This is a genomic window from Nocardia stercoris (assembly GCF_003696265.1).
Classification (GTDB): domain Bacteria; phylum Actinomycetota; class Actinomycetes; order Mycobacteriales; family Mycobacteriaceae; genus Nocardia; species Nocardia stercoris.
Genome location: NZ_RFFH01000001.1, coordinates 140,269 through 158,712, shown reverse-complemented (window position 1 = coordinate 158,712; position 18,444 = coordinate 140,269). Strand labels below are relative to the sequence as shown.

Sequence of the window (18,444 nt, the reverse complement as noted above, 5' to 3'; positions counted from 1 at the left end):
ATTTCCTTCCCGCAGTGCTTCCTTCTGCGGATGACGGTACGGAGATCCGGATACCGGTGAATCCGTCGCGATTAGGTATCGCGGTACCTGAGTTCCGGCCGTGCTTTCAGCGGGCCGGGTCGGCGCTCAGGCTCGGCAGGATGTATCTGCGCACATGTCGCCGGACCGAGCTGACGTCTTCGGGGTCGAAGGTGTCGCCGGGGACGGTGCCCAGGCTGATCATGAGCCGGGCGATCCATTCGGCGACTTCGGCCGGGTCGTGGTTCGGGTGGATCTCGCCGCGTTCGAGCGCGGCGTCGACGTAGCGGCGCCAGAAGCCGGCGAGGTCGGGGACCAGGCCGGAGACGCCGGCGCCGACGCAGAGCGCGAACTCCTCGGGCTCGGCCATCCGCAGCCGTAGCAGCAGGGTGCCGGGGTCGTCGTAGGCGCCGCGGCCGATCCGCACGCCCGCCGTGAGTTGGTCGGCGAGGGTGGGCAGGGTGCCGAGTTCGGCGTGTGCGTCGGTCCAGTAGGCGTCGGTGAGCCGCACGATCGCGGCACCGAGCAGGGCGGTCTTGTCGGGGAACTGACGGTAGAGCCAGGCCCGCGAGACGCCTGCCTCCTCGGCGACTTCGATCATGGTCGTGGCACGAATTCCCTTGCGGGCCAAGAGCTTTTGCGCCGCACCGAGGAGCCGGTCGGCCACGGTCACGGCCTGCGCCTCGCTCACCCGAACCCACCTTCCGCTCCGGCCGCGCCGGGAGTGCGCGGCGGCTTCCCCGAAACCGTAGCAAAACGTGGACAGATCTGAGAATCTGTCTACAGTAGACGGAATAGAAAATGTGTCTACTCGACTGGCGCGAGCGGCACACCTGATCACCGCGTTCCGGCTCGCACTACCCGCACGAGCTCGAATGCAGACCGAAGGAGCACCCCGGTGACCGACGACCACCGCCGGATCGATTTCCACTCCGCCGGAACCCGTTGCGACGCTTGGTTCTTCGATGGAGGCGCGGACAGCCCCTTCGACGGGCCGGGCGGCCGGCCGGTGGTCGTGATGGCGCACGGATTCGGCGGCACCAAGGACTCCGGCCTGGAGCCGTACGCGCGGCGCTTCGCCGCCGCCGGCCTGGCCGTATTCGCCTTCGACTACCGCGGTTTCGGCGACTCCGACGGCACGCCCCGGCAACAGGCCTCGATGACCGGGCAGATCGCCGACTACCGCGCCGCCATCACGGCCGCGGCCGCGCTGCCCGGCATCGATCCGCGCCGGATCGTGGTGTGGGGAGTGTCGCTGTCCGGCGGTCACGCGCTGTCGGTCGCGGCCGACCGCACCGATGTGTGCGCGGTCGTCGCGGCGGTACCGCTGGTGAACGGCATGGCCGCCGGCCGGGTGGCGCTGGCGCAGGTCGGCGCCCGCGCCGTCGTCAAGTCGACGCTCACCGGCATCCGTAGCGCGCTCGGCGCCCGGCTGGGGCGACCGCCGATCCTCATGCCGCTGGTCGGAAAGCCCGGCGAGCACGCCGCTTTCACCGCCGAGGGCTATGCCGCCGACTACCTCGCGGTGGCGGGCCCGAGCTGGCGCAACGAGGTCGACGCCGCGGTCGGCCTGGAACTCGGCGGCTATCGGGCCGACCGCGCCGCCGCCCGCATCGCCGCGCCGGTCCTGATCCAGATCGCGGACTTCGACCGGGCCGCCCCACCGCACGCCGCCGCGGCGGCCGCCACGGCGGCCCGCGCCGAGGTGAAGCACTACCCCGGTGACCATTTCGACGTCTTCGAACCGAAACCGTGGTTCGAACCGGCCGTCACCGACCAACTGGAATTCCTGCGCCGGCACCTGCTCGGCACCACCCACGAAGGAGCACTATGACCACCGACCAGCGCACCGCACTGGTGACCGGCGGCGCCTCGGGCATCGGCCTGGCGACCGCCCGCGCGCTCGTCGCCGACGGCTACCGCGTCGTCCTCGCCGACATCGACGCGGCCAAAGCCGACGCCGCCGCACAGGAATTGGGCGATTCCGCCTCCGGCCTCGGCATGGACGTCACCGACGAGGCCTCGGTCGCCGCCGGATTCGAAGCCACGACCGGACTGCACGCGGTGGTGAACTCCGCGGGCCTGTCCATGGCCGGCCTGATCAGCGAACTGGAACTCGCGCACTGGAATACGACCGTGGACGTCTGCCTGACCGGCAGCTTCCTGGTACTCAAGCACGCCTCCCGCCACATCGCCGACGGCGGCAGCATCACCTGCATCTCCTCGCTGAACGGCAGGCAGCCCGGCACCGGCATGGCGGCCTACTGTGCCGCGAAGGCCGGAGTGCTGATGCTGATCCAGGTCGCCGCACTCGAGCTGGCGCCCAGGCAGATTCGGGTCAACGCCATCTCCCCCGGCCTCGTGGACACCCCGCTGGTGGCGGGCGTCCCGCTGGTCCCGGGCCTGCAGGAGGACTACATCGAGAACACGCCGCTGGGCCGAGCGGGGCGGCCGGAGGAGATCGCCGCCATGGCCGCGTTCCTGGCCTCCGACCAGGCCACCTGGATGACCGGCAGCGCAATCGATCTCAACGGCGGGGCACACCTGAAGCGCTACCCGGACCTGCTGGGCCACGTCCAGGCCATGATGCAGCCCCCGACCGCCTGACCTGCCGAAGAAATGGTCATCTACCTCCGTAATCGGCTGATAGATGACCATTTCCACGACAGCCGGCGGGGGCACGCCCGGGGTGCCGGGACCGGTCAGACGGTGACGGTGAACTTGCCGATGGTGCCCTCGGTGAAGTCGGTCAGCGCTTGCGGAACCTCGGACAGTTCGTAGGCCCGGCCCAGCGGGACACGCAAGCGACCCGAAACCACTTCGTCGGCAAGATATTCCAGCCGACCGCGGGCCGGGTCCGCCATGACCACGGTGGCCCGGACCGCTGGGTCGGCCGGGGTGAAGTGAACCGTGGAGGCCAGCCGCCCATCGGGCACTAGCAACTCGGTGAGCGCCGCACCGTCCCCGGCCAGATGCACGACGGCGTCCACTCCGGCGGGCGCCACCGCGCGCACCTGGGCCGCCAGATCGGTGTGATCGATGGCCACGGACGCGCCGAGTCCGGTAACGAACGCCGCCTCCGCGCCGGGGCGGGCGGTCGCCAGCACGGTAGCGCCGCGCGCCACGGCCAGCTGGATCGCGAAGGCGCCGACGCCACCGGTCGCGCCGGAGATCAGCACGATGTCACCGGATCCCGGCGCGACCGCCTCGATCGCGCCCAGCGCCGCCGTGCCGGACAACGCGAGAGCCGCCGCCCGCGCGTCGTCGAGTCCCTCGGGAATCACCGCCAGACCGTATTGTTCTGGCACGGCCAGGTATTCGGCGTAGCCACCCTGGCCGAGCGTCGGACGCATGACGACACCGAACACCCGCCGGCCCACCGACACCGATTCCACTCCGGTCCCCACCGCGGCGACCTCACCCGCGTAGTCCTTGCCGAGCACCACCGGGAATTCGTACTCGTAGACCCCCTGCAAGGCACCACCGAGCACTCCCAGGTCGAAGCCGTTGACCGATGCGGCGCGCACCCGCACCAGCACCTCGCCCGGCCCCGGCTCAGGAATCGGCAGCTCGGTGAGTTCCGGAGCGGCGCCAAACTTCTCGAAGGCGATGGTCTGCATGATTGTCACTTCTCCTCGGTGGTGGTGGCCTGTTCATGGGAGGCCTGGAGTACGGCGATGGCGACGGCGAGCTCGTCCGCGTCGCGCGGGGCGTAGAGCATCACGATGGAGTCCGGCCATTCGGGGCGGCGACTGATCGGATGCGGTTCGGCCCAGCCGGCCTCGATCAGCGGCGCGACGAGGGCCCGCGGCACAGTCAGATGCATGAATCCGGCCCGGTGGATGTGCCCGAATTCGTCCGGGCTGGGGAACAGGAACGCCTCCCAGGGTCCGCTCGGATGCCGTAACCGCAGCGCCAGTGACGACGGTTCGGACACCTGGCTCGGTCCGGTGAACACATCGGGCAGGGCGGCCGCGGCCGCGACGAGCGCGGCGCGAATCTCCGGCGGCGAGAACTGGTCCAGCTGATCGTGCGGAATCTCGCGACCGGTCGTGATCGGGCGGGCGCCGGCCCGCCGGGGCAGCGCGGCGGTATCGATTGTCATCTCACACAACACTTTCTGTCTGCTGCGCACATATTGTGCGTAGGAGAAGCATGTTTCAGAATGGTGGGATGGCACAAGCAGGCACTTTCGATATCGGTACGAACATCGATGTGCGCGAATCGATTACGCATTCCGATCACCGGTGCCAGTTGCGTGAGGTGCTGGACCGGGTGGGCGACAAGTGGAGCATGCTGGTGCTGGACCTGCTCGCCGGCGGCCCGAAGCGCTACTCCGAGCTGCAACGCGCCATCGACGGCATCTCGCAGCGCATGCTGACCCTCACCCTGCGCAGCCTCGAACGGGACGGGCTGGTGCGGCGCACCGTCACCCCCACCTCACCACCCCGCGTCGACTACGCCCTGACCACGGTGGGAGCCACCCTCTCCGACCAGGTTCGGGCACTCATCGAATGGTCGGAGCAGCATCGCGACTACGTGGCCGAGTCGCGGGTGCGGTACGACACCGCCGTCGGCTGAAGGCGGCCGGAAAGACAGTGCCCCCGCGGTCGGTCGACCGCGGGGGCACTGCGCTACTGCCCTGACGACCAGCTCCTACGCCGCACGCAAGAACCGGCCCGCCCTGGCCGTGCCGAGCGCCGGATCGATTGCGCCGCCGCCGAATACGTACTGTCCGCCCACGAACACCGCGGTAACCGTGTCGTCGTTGCGGTTGACCATGCGGGACAGGTTGTCGTAGTGCGGCGCCGGCTGCTCGGCGTAGGTGTCCAGCGATTCGTCGAGGCAGTCCGGATCGATCACCACCAGGTCGGCACGGTCACCCACGCGCAGATGCCCGGCGTCGAGCCCGTACCAGTCGGCGAGTTCGCCGGTGATGCGGTGCACGGCATGCTCGAGGGTCATGAACGGGCGGCCCGCGTCCTCGGCCTCCCACACCCGGCGCAGCAGGCGCAGGCCGAAGTTGTAGAACGCCATGTTCCGCAGGTGCGCACCGGCATCGGAGAACCCGAGCTGGATGCCGGGATCGGCGGCGAAGCGGTCCAGCACCTCCGGGCGGTGGTTGGAGATGGTGGTCCGCCAACGCACCTTCGGACCGTGCTCGACCACCAGGTCCAGGAACGCGTCCACCGGATGCAACCCACCGCGGTCGACGCCGACCTGACCGAAGGTCTTGCCCAGCACCGCCGGATCGGGGCATTCGACGATCTCGGCGTCGAAGAAGTCGCGATGCCACACCCGCGGCCCGTACTTCTTGTCGTAGTCCTTGCGGAACCGGCGCCGGTAGGCCTCGTCGCGCAGCAGCTCCTGCCGCTCGTCCAGCTGGTCGGCGAGATGCAGTGCGGCGGCACCGGATCCGAACTCCTCGAACACCGGCAGGTCGATCCCGTCGGAGTACACCTCGAACGGCACCGGCAGGTGCTGCCAGCGGAAGTTCCCGCCCAGCAACGCGATCACCCGGGCAATCGTCGGAAAGACCTTGGCCACACCGGGTATCGCCTTGATGTCGGCGGCCGACAGCAGGCTCACCTTCAGCGGTGCCCGCCACAACCCGATACTGCTCGCCGCCATGGCCACCAGGCTCTGCGGGCGGGCCACGTCGGGCCCGCCCTGCAGGACGCGGCCGCGGCGGCGCAGAATCGTGTTGAGCCGGCTGCGTTCCCGGCTCGTCGCGTAGGTCGAGGGCAGGGTCCGGGACCGGCACACCTGACCGTCGAGCTTGTCGAACAGCAACTGTTGCGAGGACATGCCGACGAAGCCCGCGTCCAGGGCCTCGGTCAGCGCGCGTTCCATCGACTCCAGTTCACCCGCCGAGGGCCGCACCTCGTCGCGGGTGGCGCGATCGAGTCCCATCACGGCCGCGCGGATATCCGAATGTCCCAGGAAGGCAGCCACATTCGGGCCGAGCGGCAGGGCGTCGAGGGCGGCCGCGTACTCCCCGGCGCTGTGCCACGACTTGTGCTCCCCGATCGCGCCGACGACGTGCTCGCGCGGTATCGCCTCCACCCGCCCGAACAGGTCGCCCGCGGTCTCCGGGTCGGCGTGCACGGTCGACAGCGAGCACGAGCCGACCAGCACGGTCGTCACCCCGTGCCGCACCGATTCCGGTAGCCCGGGATCGAGCAGCACCTCCACGTCGTAGTGGGTGTGGATGTCGATCATGCCGGGGATCACCCACTGCCCGGTGGCGTCGACGACTCGGGGGCAGTCGGTTTCGTCGAGCGGGGTGGCCGAGATCTCGGCCACCCGGCCGTCGCGGATCCCGATGTGGCGCAGTGCCGAGGGGGCGCCGGTGCCGTCGAACCACCGGCCGCCCTTGATGATGCTGTCGAACATCGCTCACTCCTTACGGTTCGACATCGCGCCGGACGACCTTGCCGGACGCGTTGCGCGGCAACGGTTCCGCGGTGATCCGCCACCGTGCCGGGACTTTGAAGTAGGCGAGCCGCTCGGCTGCGAAGGCCCGCAGCTCGTCGGCGGTGACGGTGCCCGGATCGGCCACGATCACCGCGGCGACCTCCTGGCCGAGGTCGGGATGTTCGACGCCCAGCACCACCGACTCGTGCACGGCGGGATGTTCCTCGAGCGCGTATTCGACCTCGGTCGGGTACACGTTCTCGCCGCCGCGCAGGATCAGGTCCGTGCGCCGGCCCGAGATCCGCAGCCGGCCGTCCACGATGGTGCCGAAATCACCGGTGCGCAACCAGCGTTCGGCGTCGATGGTGGCGGCGGTGGCGGCATCGTCGTTCCAGTAGCCGAGCATCACGTACGGGCTGCGGATGCAGATCTCGCCTTCTTCGCCGTCGGGCAGCGCGGCACCGAAGGGGTCCCGGATCTCGACCGTGACCCCGATGATGGGCCGGCCCACGCATTCCAGGTCGGCGGCCAGTTCCAGCGGCGTGGCCACCGTGGCGGCGGTGCCGCTCTCGGTCTGCCCGTAGCTGGTGGTCAACGCCACTTGCACACCGGACAGCTTGTCGCGCAACCGATCCTGCAGGCCGGGCGAGGACGGTGCCGAGTTGAGCGACAGCGCGTTCAGCGACGACAGGTCGTAACCGGACAGGTCGTGTTCGAGCAGCCGGCTCGCCATGGTCGGCACGGCCGCCCAGTTGGTGACCCGCTCCTGCTCGATCAGCCGCAGTACCCGGTCGACATCGAAGGCGCCGTGCGGGAACACCGCGGCGGCACCGGTCGCCAGCCGCGGCACCACGAGATTGTGCAGGCTGGCGATGTGGAACAGCGGCAGGGTCACCAGGTAGCGCCGGTCGCTGGGCCCGTCCAGCGGCTGCCCGGTGAACGACGCCATCAACGCGTCGGTGAAGCGGTGATAGTCGCTGACCGCCACCAGGTTTCGATGCGAGTGCACCACACCTTTCGGGCGGCCGGTGGTGCCGCTGGTGTAGAGCACGACCGCCGGATCGTCTTCGGCGATCTCCGCGCGCGGGATATCGCCGACGTACTCGGCGATCAGCGCGGGCAGGTCCTGCTCCATGGTCAGCACGGGCACCCCGGTGCCCGAATCAGCCAGTCGCGCAGCTCGTTTCGCATCCGCGATCACCACCGTCGGGGTGGTGTGCTCGAGCCCGTAGGCAATCTCGCGCGGCGTCCACCACGCGTTGTAGCCGACCGCGACCGCGCCGAGGCACTGTGCCGCCCAGAAGGCGATCACCCATTCGGGCGTGTTCGCGGCGTAGATGCCGATCCGGTCGCCCTTGCCGACGTCGTAGCGTCGCGCGAGCGCGGTGGCCAGCGCGCCGGCCGCGACGGCGTGCTCGGCGAAGGAGATCCGCCGGTCCTCGGTGACCAGATAGTCCCGGTCACCCCAGGTCAGCGAGACGTCGAACAGCTCGCGCAGGTTGCGGTGCCGGTGGGCCAGCACCGGGATCGGGGTGCCGAGCACCGGTTCGACGGTCTGCTCGAACGGCGCCCCCGGCCCGGTCAGGCCGGCGACGACCCGATCCATCATCGCCTGGATGTCGACAGCTTCGGTCATGATTTCTCCACTACGGAACGAGGACGGCGCGGCCGCGGATGGCACCCGCGTCGAGCCGGTCGAAGGCGGTGCGGGCGTCGGCGAGATCGAAGCATTCGATCTCGGGCCGGACCTTTCCGGCCAGGGCCAGGGCGACGGAGTCCACCAGGTCGGATCGGGTGCCGCCGTATGACTTTCGGACCGTGGCACCCCACGGCAGGCTGCCCGGGGCGCCGGCCGGTCCGGCATCGATGCCCGGCACGCCGCCGCCGAGCCCGACCATGCGGTAGGCGCCGTTGGGCGCGACCGTCGCGGCCGCCAGTTTCGCGGTGGGGTCGGTGCCGACGAAGTCGAAGACCGCTTCGGCGCCGCGCCCGTCGGTGAGGTCGAGGATCGCGGCCGCGGTGTCGTCGTCGGCGAGCAGGGTGACGTCGGCGCCGCAGGCCTTCGCCAGTTCCAGCTTGTCGGCGGCCACGTCGACGGCGATGATCCGGGTCTCGGTGGTGGCGCGCAGGATCTGCACTGCCACATGTCCGAGCCCGCCGATGCCGATGGCGACCGCGGTGGCGCCGGGCCACAGCTGGTCCCGCGCGCCGTTGACGGCGTGCATCGGGGTGAGGGCGGCGTCGGCGAGCGGCGCGGCGACGGCGAAGTCGAGTTCACCGATGGGCACGAACGTGTGCGCGGGGATGCGCACATATTCGGCCATGCCGCCGTCCGGGCCGAGCCCGGGGCACGGCGGCATGGCGGTGCGTCCGGCGGCCAGGCAGACATTCTCGTTGCCGCGCAAGCATTCTCGGCAGGTGCCGCACGACCAGCACAGGTAGACGACACCGCGCTCCCCCGCCGTGCGTCCCGCGACGTCGGCGCCGACCGCCTCGATGGTGCCGGCGATCTCGTGGCCGAGGGTGAGCGGCTGCTCGCTCATCTGGAACGGCAAGCCCAGGACATACGAATCCGAATGGCAGATCCCCGCCGCACCGACCCGCAGCAGCAGGTCACCCGGGCCGATCTCCGGAACGGGAACGGTCCGCAGTTCCAGGGTGCCGGGTGCGGTGAGTTGCATGGCGCGCATGCTCACGATCGCACCCCCTGTGCGGCGCGCGCAGGGACGGGCAGCGTATTGCCCGCGGCGGCAGCGCGTTTGGCGCCGCGTTCGATCTCCTTACCCAATTCGCGCATGTAGGGCTCGAATTCGGTCTGGATGGTATGCCGCGGCGAGTTGTAGTACCGGCCGGCGCGCTTGGCCTCCTGCTCGCGCATCTGTTGGTCGATCTGCTCCCGCGACGGCAGGTGGTAGCGGCCGGTGAGGTAGGCGGCGACCAGTTTGGTCTGCTGTTCGGCGAAGTTGACCAGCGTCGGCATCGGTTGCGCCAGACCGAGATAGAACAGGTTGTCCACACCCGGCTTCATCATCATCTCGAACAGCGGGAACGCGTTGTTCGCGTCCGGCCGCAGCTTCGGGTCGGTGAAGAACGGGAAGCTGATGTGGTACCCGGTCGCGCACACGACCACGTCGATCTGCTCGCTGCTGCCGTCGGCGAAATGCACCCGGTCCCCGTCCAGTCGGGTGATGGCGGGCTTCATCGTCACGTCACCGCAGCCGGCGCGGTGCAGGAATTCCTCGCTGGCCGACGGATGTGCCTCGAACGGACCGTGATCCGGGGTGGGCAGGCCGTAGTTCGACATCTCGCCGCGGATCTTGCGCACGAAACGCTGCCGCAGCTTCAGGCTGATCTTCGGCGGGATCCACGCCGGTACCGACTGCTTGTCGCCCACTTTGCCGTTGACGTATTTGGGGAGCACCCAGACGCCGCGGCGGGCGGAGACGAACAGTTTCTCGGCGATGAAGCGCTGCGACAGCTCGCTGGCGATATCGAGTCCGGAATTGCCCATGCCGACCACGACGATCCGCTTGCCGCGCATGTCGACCGGGTCGAACGGGTCGTTGTAGGCGTGGCTGTGCATCAGGACGCCGTCGAATTCGCCTGGGTAGTCGGGGAATCGGGGGTCCCAGTGGTGGCCGTTGCAGACGATCAGCGCGTCGTAGACCTCGGTGTCGCCGGCGTCGGTGGTGACCGTCCACAGCCCGTCGGCGCCGCGTTCGGCGTCGACGACCTTGGTGTTGAACCGGATCCGGTCCCGGATGCCGAAGTGCTCGACGTAGTCCTTGAAGTACTCCAGCAGCTGCGAGTGGTGCGGGAAGTGCGGCCAGTGCTCGGGGGCCGGGAAGTCCTCGAATTGCAGCCGGTATTTCGAGGTGTCGATGTGCAGGCTCTGGTAGCAGGCCGACATTCCGTTGGGGTTCTTGAAGTACCAGTTGCCGCCGACCTCGTCGGAGGCCTCGTAGCAGTCGAACGGGATGCCGTACTCGGCGAGGCGCTTGGCGGTGGTGATGCCCGACGGACCGGCGCCGATGACGCACACCCTGGGCAGTTGGCGGTTTTGCATACACAACTCCTGAAGGGGACCCACTGCGCGGCGGCTCTGCCGGAGTGGTCTGCTTCACACGCTAACACTCACTAGACAAGGTGTCTAGTGAGTGTCTGGGTAGTCTATGATCGAGGCATGCCTACCGAGTCGTCCGCCGCGCCCCGCGGCTCGCTGCGCGAGGAACAGAAGCGCTCGACCCGGGCGCGCATCGTCGAGACCGCCCGCGAACTGTTCGCCACCCGGGGCTACTCGGCCGTCCGCGTGGACGACATCGCCGGCGCCGCCGGATGCAGCCGCGCCACCTTCTACCTGCACTTTCCCGGCAAGCCCGAGGTGCTGCGCGCGGTCGCCGAGACCGGCACGCTCGCCAGCGTGCTCATGTTCTACGCCGATCTCGACCGCGTGCTGACCACCGGATCGCGAGACGAGTTCGCGGACTGGATGACCCGTGCCATCGGCTGGTTCGTGGCGAACAAGGACCTACTGCCGGCCTGGGACGAGGCCACCGCGCTCGAACCCGAGTTCCGCGCGCTGGCGCGCGACGGCATCATGACGCTGGCCGACCACATGCCGGACTATCTGTCCCGCTGGCCCGCCGATCGCCGCGACGAGGCCCGGCTGCGGATCGAACTGCTGGTCGCCCAGCTGGAACGGTTCTTCACCCGCTGGGCCATGCAGGGCACCATCGAGGTGCCCGCCGAGCAGGCGGCCGCGGTACTCACCGATATCTGGTTCCCGGCGCTGCAGGCGCCGAGCGGATAGTTACAGCGTGATCTCGCGCCGCAGCACCTTGCCGGTCACGTTGCGCGGCAGCGGTTCCGCGGTCACCTTCCAGTGCGCCGGGACCTTGAAGTAGGCGAGCCGTTCGGCCACGAAGGCCCGAAGTTCTTCCGCGGTGACCGCATTCGGGTCGGCCACCACGACCGCGGCGACCTCCTGCCCGAGATCCGCGTGCTCCACACCGAGCACCGCCGACTCGCGCACCGCCGGATGTTCGTCGAGCACGTTCTCGATCTCGGTGGGGTACACGTTCTCTCCGCCGCGCAGGATGAGATCGGTACGGCGGCCGGACAATCGGAGTCGGCCCTCGATCAGCGCGCCGAAATCTCCTGTGCGCAACCAGCGTCGATCGTCGATGGCGGCGGCGCTGGCCGCCTCGTCGTTCCAGTAACCGAGCATGACGTACGGACTGCGCACGCAGATCTCACCCTCCTCCCCCGCAGGCAGCGCCTTGCCGTCGGCGTCGCGGATCTCCACGGCGACTCCGATCACCGGCCGGCCCACGGTCTCCGGATCGGCGACCAGATCGAGCGGGGTGGCCAGCGTTGCGGCGGTGCCACTTTCGGTGAGCCCGTAACTGGTGGTCACCGCGACCGGCAGGTGCTCGCGCAGCCGCTGCTGGAACGCGGGTGAGGAGGGGGCGGCGTTCAGCGAGAACGCGCGCAGCGAGGACAGGTCGTAGCCGTCCATTCCGTGTTCGAGCAGGCGACCGGCCATCGTGGGCACGGCACCCCAGTTGGTGATCCGCTCGCGCTCGACCAGGCGCAGGATCCGGTCGGCGTCGAACGCGCCGGACTGGAACACCACGGTCGCGCCCGTGACCAGGCGGGGCACGACCAGATTGTGCAGGCTGGCGATGTGGAACAGTGGCGAGGTCATGAGGAAGCGGCGCTCGCTGGGGCCGGCCGGGGTGACCGGCTGCCCGCTGAGGCCGGCCGCGAGCGCATCGGTGTAGCGGTGATAGTCGCTGACCGCCACCAGGTTTCGCTGCGAGTGCACCACGCCCTTGGGCCGGCCGCTGGTCCCGCTGGTGTAGAGGACGACGGCCGGATCGTCCTCGGCGACCGAGGTGCGCGGGATGTCACCGGCATATTCGGCGATCAGGGCGGGCAGGTCCGCTTCCATGGTCAGCACAACCGGTCCGCGGTGCGCCGCGGTACCACCCGGCACCTCGGTGGCTCGGGAACCGCTCGGCAACCCCGAACTGCTCAGCAGCGCAGCGCGTTTGGCGTCGGCGACGATCACCTTCGGCGTGGTGTGCTCGAGTCCGTAGGCGATCTCGCGCGGCGTCCACCAGGCGTTGTAGCCGACCGGGATCGCGCCGAGGCACTGCGCCGCCCAGAAGCTGAGCACCCACTCGGGGGTGTTGGCGGCGAGGATGCCGATCCGGTCGCCCTTGCCGATGCCGTATCGCTGGGCCAGCGCGGTGGCGAGCGCGCCGGCCATGGCGGCGTGTTCGGTGAAGGAGATGCGGCGATCGTCGCTGACCAGGTAGTCCTTGTCGCCCCATGCGAGGGAGACGTCGAGCAGTTCGCGCACGCTGCGGCGGCGCCGGGCCATGACCGGCACCGGCGCGCCGAGCACCTCCTCGACGGCGAGCTCGAACGGCGCGCCGGGCGCGGTGAGCGCCGCCGTCAGGGCCTGTGGGTCGACCGCCTGCGTCATTCCATACCTCCAGCGTCGGACGCGTCCGTGCCCGTTCCCGGTCCGCCTCGCACGGACCGTTCGCTCTATTGAAACAGGTTCTAGAAATACGGTCCGGCCCGGGCGCGCTGCGCACCCGGGCCGGATCGATATCCGAGGTCAGTACAGCTGATCCTCCGACCGCGCGGTCCGCGGGACGAAGAAGGCGATCGCCCAGGTGCAGACCAGGGCGGCACCCGCGATCCAGTACGAGTACTCGGCCGCCCCGAACAGCCCGTGCTCGGCCGCCCGATCGAAGAACAGCGTGCCCAGCACCGCCACGCCGATCCCGCCACCGAGCTGGTCGAACGAGTTGACCAGGCCCGACGCGGAACCGATCTCCCGGTCGTCGACGGCCGCCAGGATGACGCCGAAGATCGGCGTGAAGCACAGCCCGACCCCGAACCCGGCGACCAGCAGGGCGGGACCGACGGTCAGGCTGTTCAGATCGGCACCGAAGTGCCGGACCGTCAGCGCCGACGCGGCCGCACCCACCGCGAGCAACGCCAGACCGGACTGCAACACCCGCCGCGGGTGGGCCGGCGCGAACTTCTGCGCGATCCCCATGCTGAGCATGGTGCCGAGCATGAACCACAACTGGGTCAGCCCGGAGTGCAGCGGACTGAAGCCGAGCCCGTACTGCATCAGCAGGGTGCCGAGGATGCCGGTCCCGATGAAGCCGGCGTTGAACAGCAGCACCACGATCAGGCCGGCGTTGAACGCCCGCTTCCGGAACAGCGTCGGCTCGATGAACGGGTCGCGCCCGGCCCGGTGCCGCAGCCACTGGTGCAGCGCGAAGATCGCCAGCGCGGGGACGGTGGCGCCCATCATGATCCAGGTCCACGGCGCCCAGTTCGCTTCGCGCCCTTGCACAATCGGGAAGACCAGCAGGAACAGGCTCGCCGAGGCCAAGATCAGGCCGACGATGTCGAGTTTCGGCTTGTGGCCGGGCTGTTCGTGGTCGCGCGGCAGCACCAGGATCGCGCCGGCGAGCGCCAGCAGGCCGACCGGCACGTTGATCCAGAAGATCGACCGCCAGCCCAGGGTGTCGACGAGCAGGCCGCCCAGGATCGGGCCGGCCATCGCGCCCATGCCCATCACCGGGCCCATCATGGCGAACGCCTGGGAGACCTTCCCGGGCGGGAACACCGCCCGGATCAGGCCCAGCCCCTGCGGGATCATCACCGCCGCGAAGGCGCCCTGAACCGCCCGGGTGCCGATCAGCACGTCGGCCGATTGCGCGAGGCTGCAGGCCACCGAGCTCGCGATGAAGCCGACCAGCCCGATGGTGAACATCCGGCGGCGGCCGACCACGTCACCGAGGCGGCCGCCGGCGATCAGCATCACCGAGAAGGTGAGCGTGTAGGCGGCGATCATCCACTGCAACGCACTGGTCGAGGTGTGGAAGTCGCGCTGGATGGACGGTCCGGCGGTGCTGGTCACCGTCGCGTCGAGCAGGTCCATCAGCGAGGCGCCGATGGTGGTCAGCGCGACCAGCCAGGCGGTGCGGGACGGTTTCTCGTCGGGCGTCTCGGTCTCGAGTACCGGGTCGAGCGTGGTGGACATGGCGACCTCCGCGGTGTTGGTTGCCGCTTACGAACGGCGTTCTTTAAATGAACACTGTTCTACGCCAGAACAGTGTTCTCGTCAAGAACGATGTTCGTTGATTGAATGGCGTTCGTCGGATGTACGCTGTTCGTGGAGGTGACAGAGATGAGCGACGACGGTGTGATCCCCGCGCCCCCGTGGCACGAGAACGGTGAACGGTGGCCCTGGAAGCAGCCCCGACCCAAGCCCAAGGTCAAGGAACCACTGAGCCTGGACCGGATCGTCGACGCCGCGATGAAGATCGTCGACCACGCCGGCCTGGACGCGCTGTCGATGCGCCGCCTCGGCGACGAACTGCAGACCACCGCGTCCGCGTTGTACGCGCACGTCGCCGACAAGGACGAACTGCTGGACCTGATGTTCGACCGGGTCATGGGCGAGGTCGAGCTACCCGACCCGGATCCGGACGACTGGCAGGAGCAGCTCAAGCAGTACGCCCGCGAGTCGGTGCGTGTGCTGGTCGGCCACCGCGACCTCGCCAAGATCACGATCGGCCGGGTCCCGTTCGGCCCCAACGGAATCCGCACCATCGAGCAAATGCTGGCGCTACTGCGCTCCGGCGGCCTGCCCGACCGGATCGCCGCCTACGCCGGCGACCTCCTCGGCTCCTACCTCGGCGTCATGGCCATCGAACAGGCCATGCGCCGCGAGCAGGCCGACAACGGCGAGGACACCGACCTGGCGACCATCACCGCCCAGATGCGCACCTACATGGAAAGCCTTCCAGCCGAACACTTTCCGAACATCGTCGCCCTCGCCGGCCCGCTCACCGAGGGCGGAACCGACGACCGCTTCGAACTCGGCCTCGACATCATCGTGCGAGGTCTGTCGTCGTACGTCGAGAAAGACCGAGGCTGACTCGCCATTCGAGACGCGCCGGGCACCCGGACCGCGCACAGGCTCTCGTCGCCGCAGCGTGGGGTGGGCTCTCGACCACGCCGGTTCGGCGTTCCGTCGATCTGCGGGCGGCACTTCTTCGTTCACCACGGTGACCTGACCGTCGACGGGCCGTTGTCGATCGGGAACGATCCCGGTCAGGCGGAGGACACCGTGTACGTCATCGACGGCGACCTGACGGTCGACGGGCCGATGCGCTTCGTGAACGGAGACGTCTACACACCGCTGTATGTCACCGGCTCGATCACCGCGCAGCACCTGATGTGCCTGTCGGACAGCAACCTGTTCATCGGCGGCTCGCTCACGGTCGCAGGCCTGCTGATGACGGAACTCTCCGACATGGGAATGCTCGCCGTTCACGGTGCCGCGTCGACGGGCGCGTGGTTCGAAACATGGGACCGGGGGGAGGTCGTCTTCGTCGATGAGCTGAAGGCCCGTCGGCTGCGGTTGCCCGAGGGCAATTACCTCGAACACTCCGACGCGGAGGACGCGGCCGACGTCCTGTTGCCCGAGTTCCTCGACGGCGACATCGACGATGCCGCCGGCAAGCTCTGGGCGGCCGCACTCGAAGGGCGTCCCCTGCTGCGCCCGTAGGGGCCCGGGTCGGGCGATCGACGCCGGGGCCCGACCGGGTGGAAGGCGCACCGGCACACCAGCCGAGACCGTCGCCTGGCGTCCGGACCTTCGCCGCCGACTACGGCGCGACGGGGTGGAAGCCCGCGCCGACACCGCCCCGGCGGTCCAGATCGGCGAGCACGGCGCTGATGGAAGTTCCTCCGCCCCACACCCATTGGTTGCCGATGAGCGTATCCCCCACGACCACCGGCGATCCCGAGTCGCCGGGGATCTCCGGCACCGTGGTCACCAGATAGGGTCCGACGGTGAGCAACTCGACGCCGCAGGTCAGGCCGCTGGTCGCCCCTTGCTTGCACACCGGGGTCCCGGGCAGCGGCGGCGCACCCACCGCGCGAATCGTGGTGCCGCCGACCGTGGCCACCGGCTGCACCACGGCCGGGTCGAAGCGCACGACCGCGTAGTCGAGCCCGGCCCCGTTGGGCCCCGGCACAATCGGATTCCCGCCGCTGATGTAGTCCACCGTCCCGATCACCGCTTGCGGCCCGCCTGCCGCCACCTCGGACTCCAGCAGCACCCGATCCCCCAGCCACTGTTCGGCGCCCCGGTACTCGCAGTGCGCGTTGGTCAGTCCGACCAGATCACCGGCAGCGTCGTACCCGATCGTGGTCAGCGTGCACGACCCCGCCGCGGACAGATCATCCGGCGCGTGTCCCCGCAGAAAGGTGATGCCGGTACCGCCCCCGACCTCCACTCGATCCGGCTGCGCCGCCGACGTCGCACCCATGACGGCGGTGACCGTGAGCAGCGCCGCGACCAGAATCGTTCCGTGACCGGCAGATCTGTTCACTTCGCCTCCGAACACACTGATTGGAAGAGCAATCCGGGCAGCTGCGACTTCCGGAACGTTACCGCCGAATCGGACGAAGCGGCTGCACGGACGCGCGGGGACGGGTCCGACGCAGCCCGGCCGCGCGGTTCCCTACCGACCGATCGCCTTCCCGAACAGTGACGCGACCGTCTCGCCGAGGACCGACTGCACGAACGGCAGCTCACCCGGGGTGGCGAGCATGGTCGGCGTGTCCTCGGTGGTGCAGCCCGGGTCGGCGGGGATGCCGTCGAGGCGGTCGCGCAGCCACAGGATGGCCGCGGGGCCGCCGACGATCTCGCCGATGATGTGCTCGCCGCCGTGGTCGCGGGTGTAGTGGACACTCGCGCCGGGCTGGGCGCAGTAGGTGTCGACCAGGCTGTCGGTGGAGTACAGCGGGAGGATCTCGTCCCACGCCGAGTGCCAGATGAACAGCGGCATATCGGGCAGCGTCTTGCCCAGCCGGGTGTCCTCCAGCATGGCGGCGACCGGCGGGTCGGCGAGCGGGTCCCCGTCGGTGTGGATCAGGCCCTTGTCGTTCAGGAAGGGCAGGATCGCGGATTGGTACTGCACGCACAGCGGCGATTTGATCGCGACCAGGGCGCGGCCGAGCGGGTCGAGGTGGCTGTCGAGATAGGCGGCGAAGTCCGGGTATTCGCGGGCGAGGCCGATGATGGCGCCGAGCACCAGGCCGGAGGTGGCCTGGTTGTCGGCCATGGTGAGCGCGGCACCGAGGTCGGCGCCCACCCCACCCTCGGCGGCCGCGACGATGTTCAGTTCGGGCGCGTAGCTGCGGTGCAGTTCGGCGGCGTGCCCGGTGGGAATCGAGCCGCCCGAGTATCCGTACATCCCGACCGGCGAGGTCGAATCCACTTCCAGCGGCGAGAATCCGATCGCCGCGCGGATGCCGTCCAGGGTGATCCGACCGCCGAGCGGGCCTGCCGCATAAGCGGATTCGGGCCCCTCGTGGTCGGGGATGACGACCGCCCAGCCCTGCTGTAGCGCCGCGTCCGCGAAGACGAACTCCGCCGGTTCGACGATCTGGCCGCCCAGGAGCGCGGCCGAGAGATGTTGCACCGCATAGGAAGACGAGCAGTAACCGGCGGTCGAGTCCTCGGCCATCTGCACCGACAGCAGCTTGCGCGGAACCGGTGAACTGCCACGGGGTTTCAGCAGGGTGGCCACCGCGGCGATCGGCTGGTCACGAGAGTCGTTGGAGCGGTAGGACACCTGCCAGGCATCCACCTCCAGGGGGAACACGCTCAGGTTCGCGGCGGTGATCTGCCGGACGGCGATGATCCCGCCGGGCGCGGTTTGCGCCACCACATCGGCCGGCGGCCGGTAGAAGCCCGGGTCCAGCTCCGGCGGCAGCGGGATCACCGGCGCCGGCTGCACAGCCACCGGATCAGCCACTGCCGGAACAGCATTCGCCCCCAAGGCGACAGCGAGTCCCAGTGCCCACGATGCGGCGATTCCGCGCAACCACCGTCGGGTGCGGTTCGGTGCGTGGTCGATTTCCATGGTGCCATCCCCAACCTCACGATTGAGACTC

The 18,444-nt window shown here is 69.4% G+C and carries 17 protein-coding genes; 6 read left to right on the top strand and 11 right to left on the bottom strand.

Features of this window, described 5'->3' with window-relative positions; all coding sequences use genetic code 11:
• Positions 1–106: 106 nt before the first annotated feature.
• Entirely contained in the window at positions 107–709 is a 603-nt protein-coding gene (locus EBN03_RS00640) for a TetR/AcrR family transcriptional regulator (protein WP_122185882.1), read from the bottom strand.
• A gap of 207 nt (positions 710–916) precedes the next feature.
• Here EBN03_RS00640 and EBN03_RS00635 point away from each other — a divergent pair, with 207 nt between their 5' ends.
• Entirely contained in the window at positions 917–1,852 is a 936-nt protein-coding gene (locus EBN03_RS00635; RefSeq protein ID WP_122185881.1) for an alpha/beta hydrolase, read from the top strand.
• Complete coding sequence (locus EBN03_RS00630) at positions 1,849–2,625, top strand: SDR family NAD(P)-dependent oxidoreductase (protein ID WP_199742550.1); 777 nt, start codon at positions 1,849–1,851, stop codon at positions 2,623–2,625. The genes EBN03_RS00635 and EBN03_RS00630 overlap by 4 nt, the downstream gene beginning before the upstream one ends.
• A 95-nt stretch (positions 2,626–2,720) precedes the next feature.
• On the opposite strand, the gene EBN03_RS00625 is transcribed toward EBN03_RS00630, so the two are convergent.
• Entirely contained in the window at positions 2,721–3,638 is a 918-nt protein-coding gene (locus EBN03_RS00625) for an NADP-dependent oxidoreductase (RefSeq protein WP_122185880.1), read from the bottom strand.
• A gap of 5 nt (positions 3,639–3,643) precedes the next feature.
• Positions 3,644–4,123, bottom strand: a complete 480-nt coding sequence (locus EBN03_RS00620) for a luciferase domain-containing protein (RefSeq protein WP_122185879.1) — start codon at positions 4,121–4,123, stop codon at positions 3,644–3,646.
• A 68-nt stretch (positions 4,124–4,191) separates the two neighbouring features.
• Between EBN03_RS00620 and EBN03_RS00615 the strand changes: the two genes are divergently transcribed.
• Positions 4,192–4,599 (top strand): winged helix-turn-helix transcriptional regulator, encoded by a 408-nt coding sequence (locus EBN03_RS00615; RefSeq protein ID WP_122185878.1) that lies wholly within the window; start codon positions 4,192–4,194, stop codon positions 4,597–4,599.
• 75 nt (positions 4,600–4,674) lie between these two features.
• Here the strand turns inward: EBN03_RS00615 and EBN03_RS00610 are convergent, their stop codons facing one another.
• Genes EBN03_RS00610 through EBN03_RS00595 form a run of 4 tightly spaced genes read right to left on the bottom strand, consistent with a single transcriptional unit; the run spans position 4,675 to position 10,501 of the window.
• Positions 4,675–6,414 (bottom strand): N-acyl-D-amino-acid deacylase family protein, encoded by a 1,740-nt coding sequence (locus tag EBN03_RS00610; RefSeq protein ID WP_122185877.1) that lies wholly within the window; start codon positions 6,412–6,414, stop codon positions 4,675–4,677.
• 10 nt (positions 6,415–6,424) lie between these two features.
• The gene (locus tag EBN03_RS00605) at positions 6,425–8,071 is read right to left on the bottom strand and encodes a class I adenylate-forming enzyme family protein (RefSeq protein WP_122185876.1); all 1,647 of its coding nucleotides are present in this window, start codon (positions 8,069–8,071) and stop codon (positions 6,425–6,427) included.
• Positions 8,072–8,081: 10 nt separating this feature from the next.
• The gene (locus EBN03_RS00600; protein ID WP_122185875.1) at positions 8,082–9,125 is read right to left on the bottom strand and encodes an NAD(P)-dependent alcohol dehydrogenase; all 1,044 of its coding nucleotides are present in this window, start codon (positions 9,123–9,125) and stop codon (positions 8,082–8,084) included.
• Between the two features lie 2 nt (positions 9,126–9,127).
• Positions 9,128–10,501, bottom strand: coding sequence for a flavin-containing monooxygenase (locus EBN03_RS00595; RefSeq protein ID WP_122185874.1), 1,374 nt, complete (start codon positions 10,499–10,501; stop codon positions 9,128–9,130).
• 117 nt (positions 10,502–10,618) lie between these two features.
• On the opposite strand from EBN03_RS00595, the gene EBN03_RS00590 reads away from it, so the two are divergent.
• The gene (locus tag EBN03_RS00590) at positions 10,619–11,245 is read left to right on the top strand and encodes a TetR/AcrR family transcriptional regulator (protein ID WP_122185873.1); all 627 of its coding nucleotides are present in this window, start codon (positions 10,619–10,621) and stop codon (positions 11,243–11,245) included.
• Here EBN03_RS00590 and EBN03_RS00585 read toward each other — a convergent pair whose 3' ends face one another.
• Complete coding sequence (locus EBN03_RS00585) at positions 11,246–12,928, bottom strand: class I adenylate-forming enzyme family protein (RefSeq protein ID WP_122185872.1); 1,683 nt, start codon at positions 12,926–12,928, stop codon at positions 11,246–11,248.
• 138 nt (positions 12,929–13,066) lie between these two features.
• Entirely contained in the window at positions 13,067–14,512 is a 1,446-nt protein-coding gene (locus EBN03_RS00580) for an MFS transporter (RefSeq protein ID WP_122185871.1), read from the bottom strand.
• A 147-nt stretch (positions 14,513–14,659) separates the two neighbouring features.
• Between EBN03_RS00580 and EBN03_RS00575 the strand changes: the two genes are divergently transcribed.
• On the top strand, positions 14,660–15,412 hold the full coding sequence (locus EBN03_RS00575) for a TetR/AcrR family transcriptional regulator (protein ID WP_158675499.1): 753 nt from the start codon (positions 14,660–14,662) through the stop codon (positions 15,410–15,412).
• 63 nt (positions 15,413–15,475) lie between these two features.
• Positions 15,476–16,045: a hypothetical protein gene (locus tag EBN03_RS00570; RefSeq protein WP_122185869.1), complete on the top strand. Its 570-nt coding sequence runs from the start codon at positions 15,476–15,478 to the stop codon at positions 16,043–16,045.
• A gap of 100 nt (positions 16,046–16,145) precedes the next feature.
• Here EBN03_RS00570 and EBN03_RS00565 read toward each other — a convergent pair whose 3' ends face one another.
• Positions 16,146–16,874, bottom strand: coding sequence for a chymotrypsin family serine protease (locus EBN03_RS00565; RefSeq protein WP_122185868.1), 729 nt, complete (start codon positions 16,872–16,874; stop codon positions 16,146–16,148).
• A gap of 132 nt (positions 16,875–17,006) precedes the next feature.
• Positions 17,007–18,413, bottom strand: a complete 1,407-nt coding sequence (locus tag EBN03_RS00560) for a lipase family protein (RefSeq protein ID WP_122185867.1) — start codon at positions 18,411–18,413, stop codon at positions 17,007–17,009.
• Between the last annotated feature and the right edge of the window lie 31 nt (positions 18,414–18,444).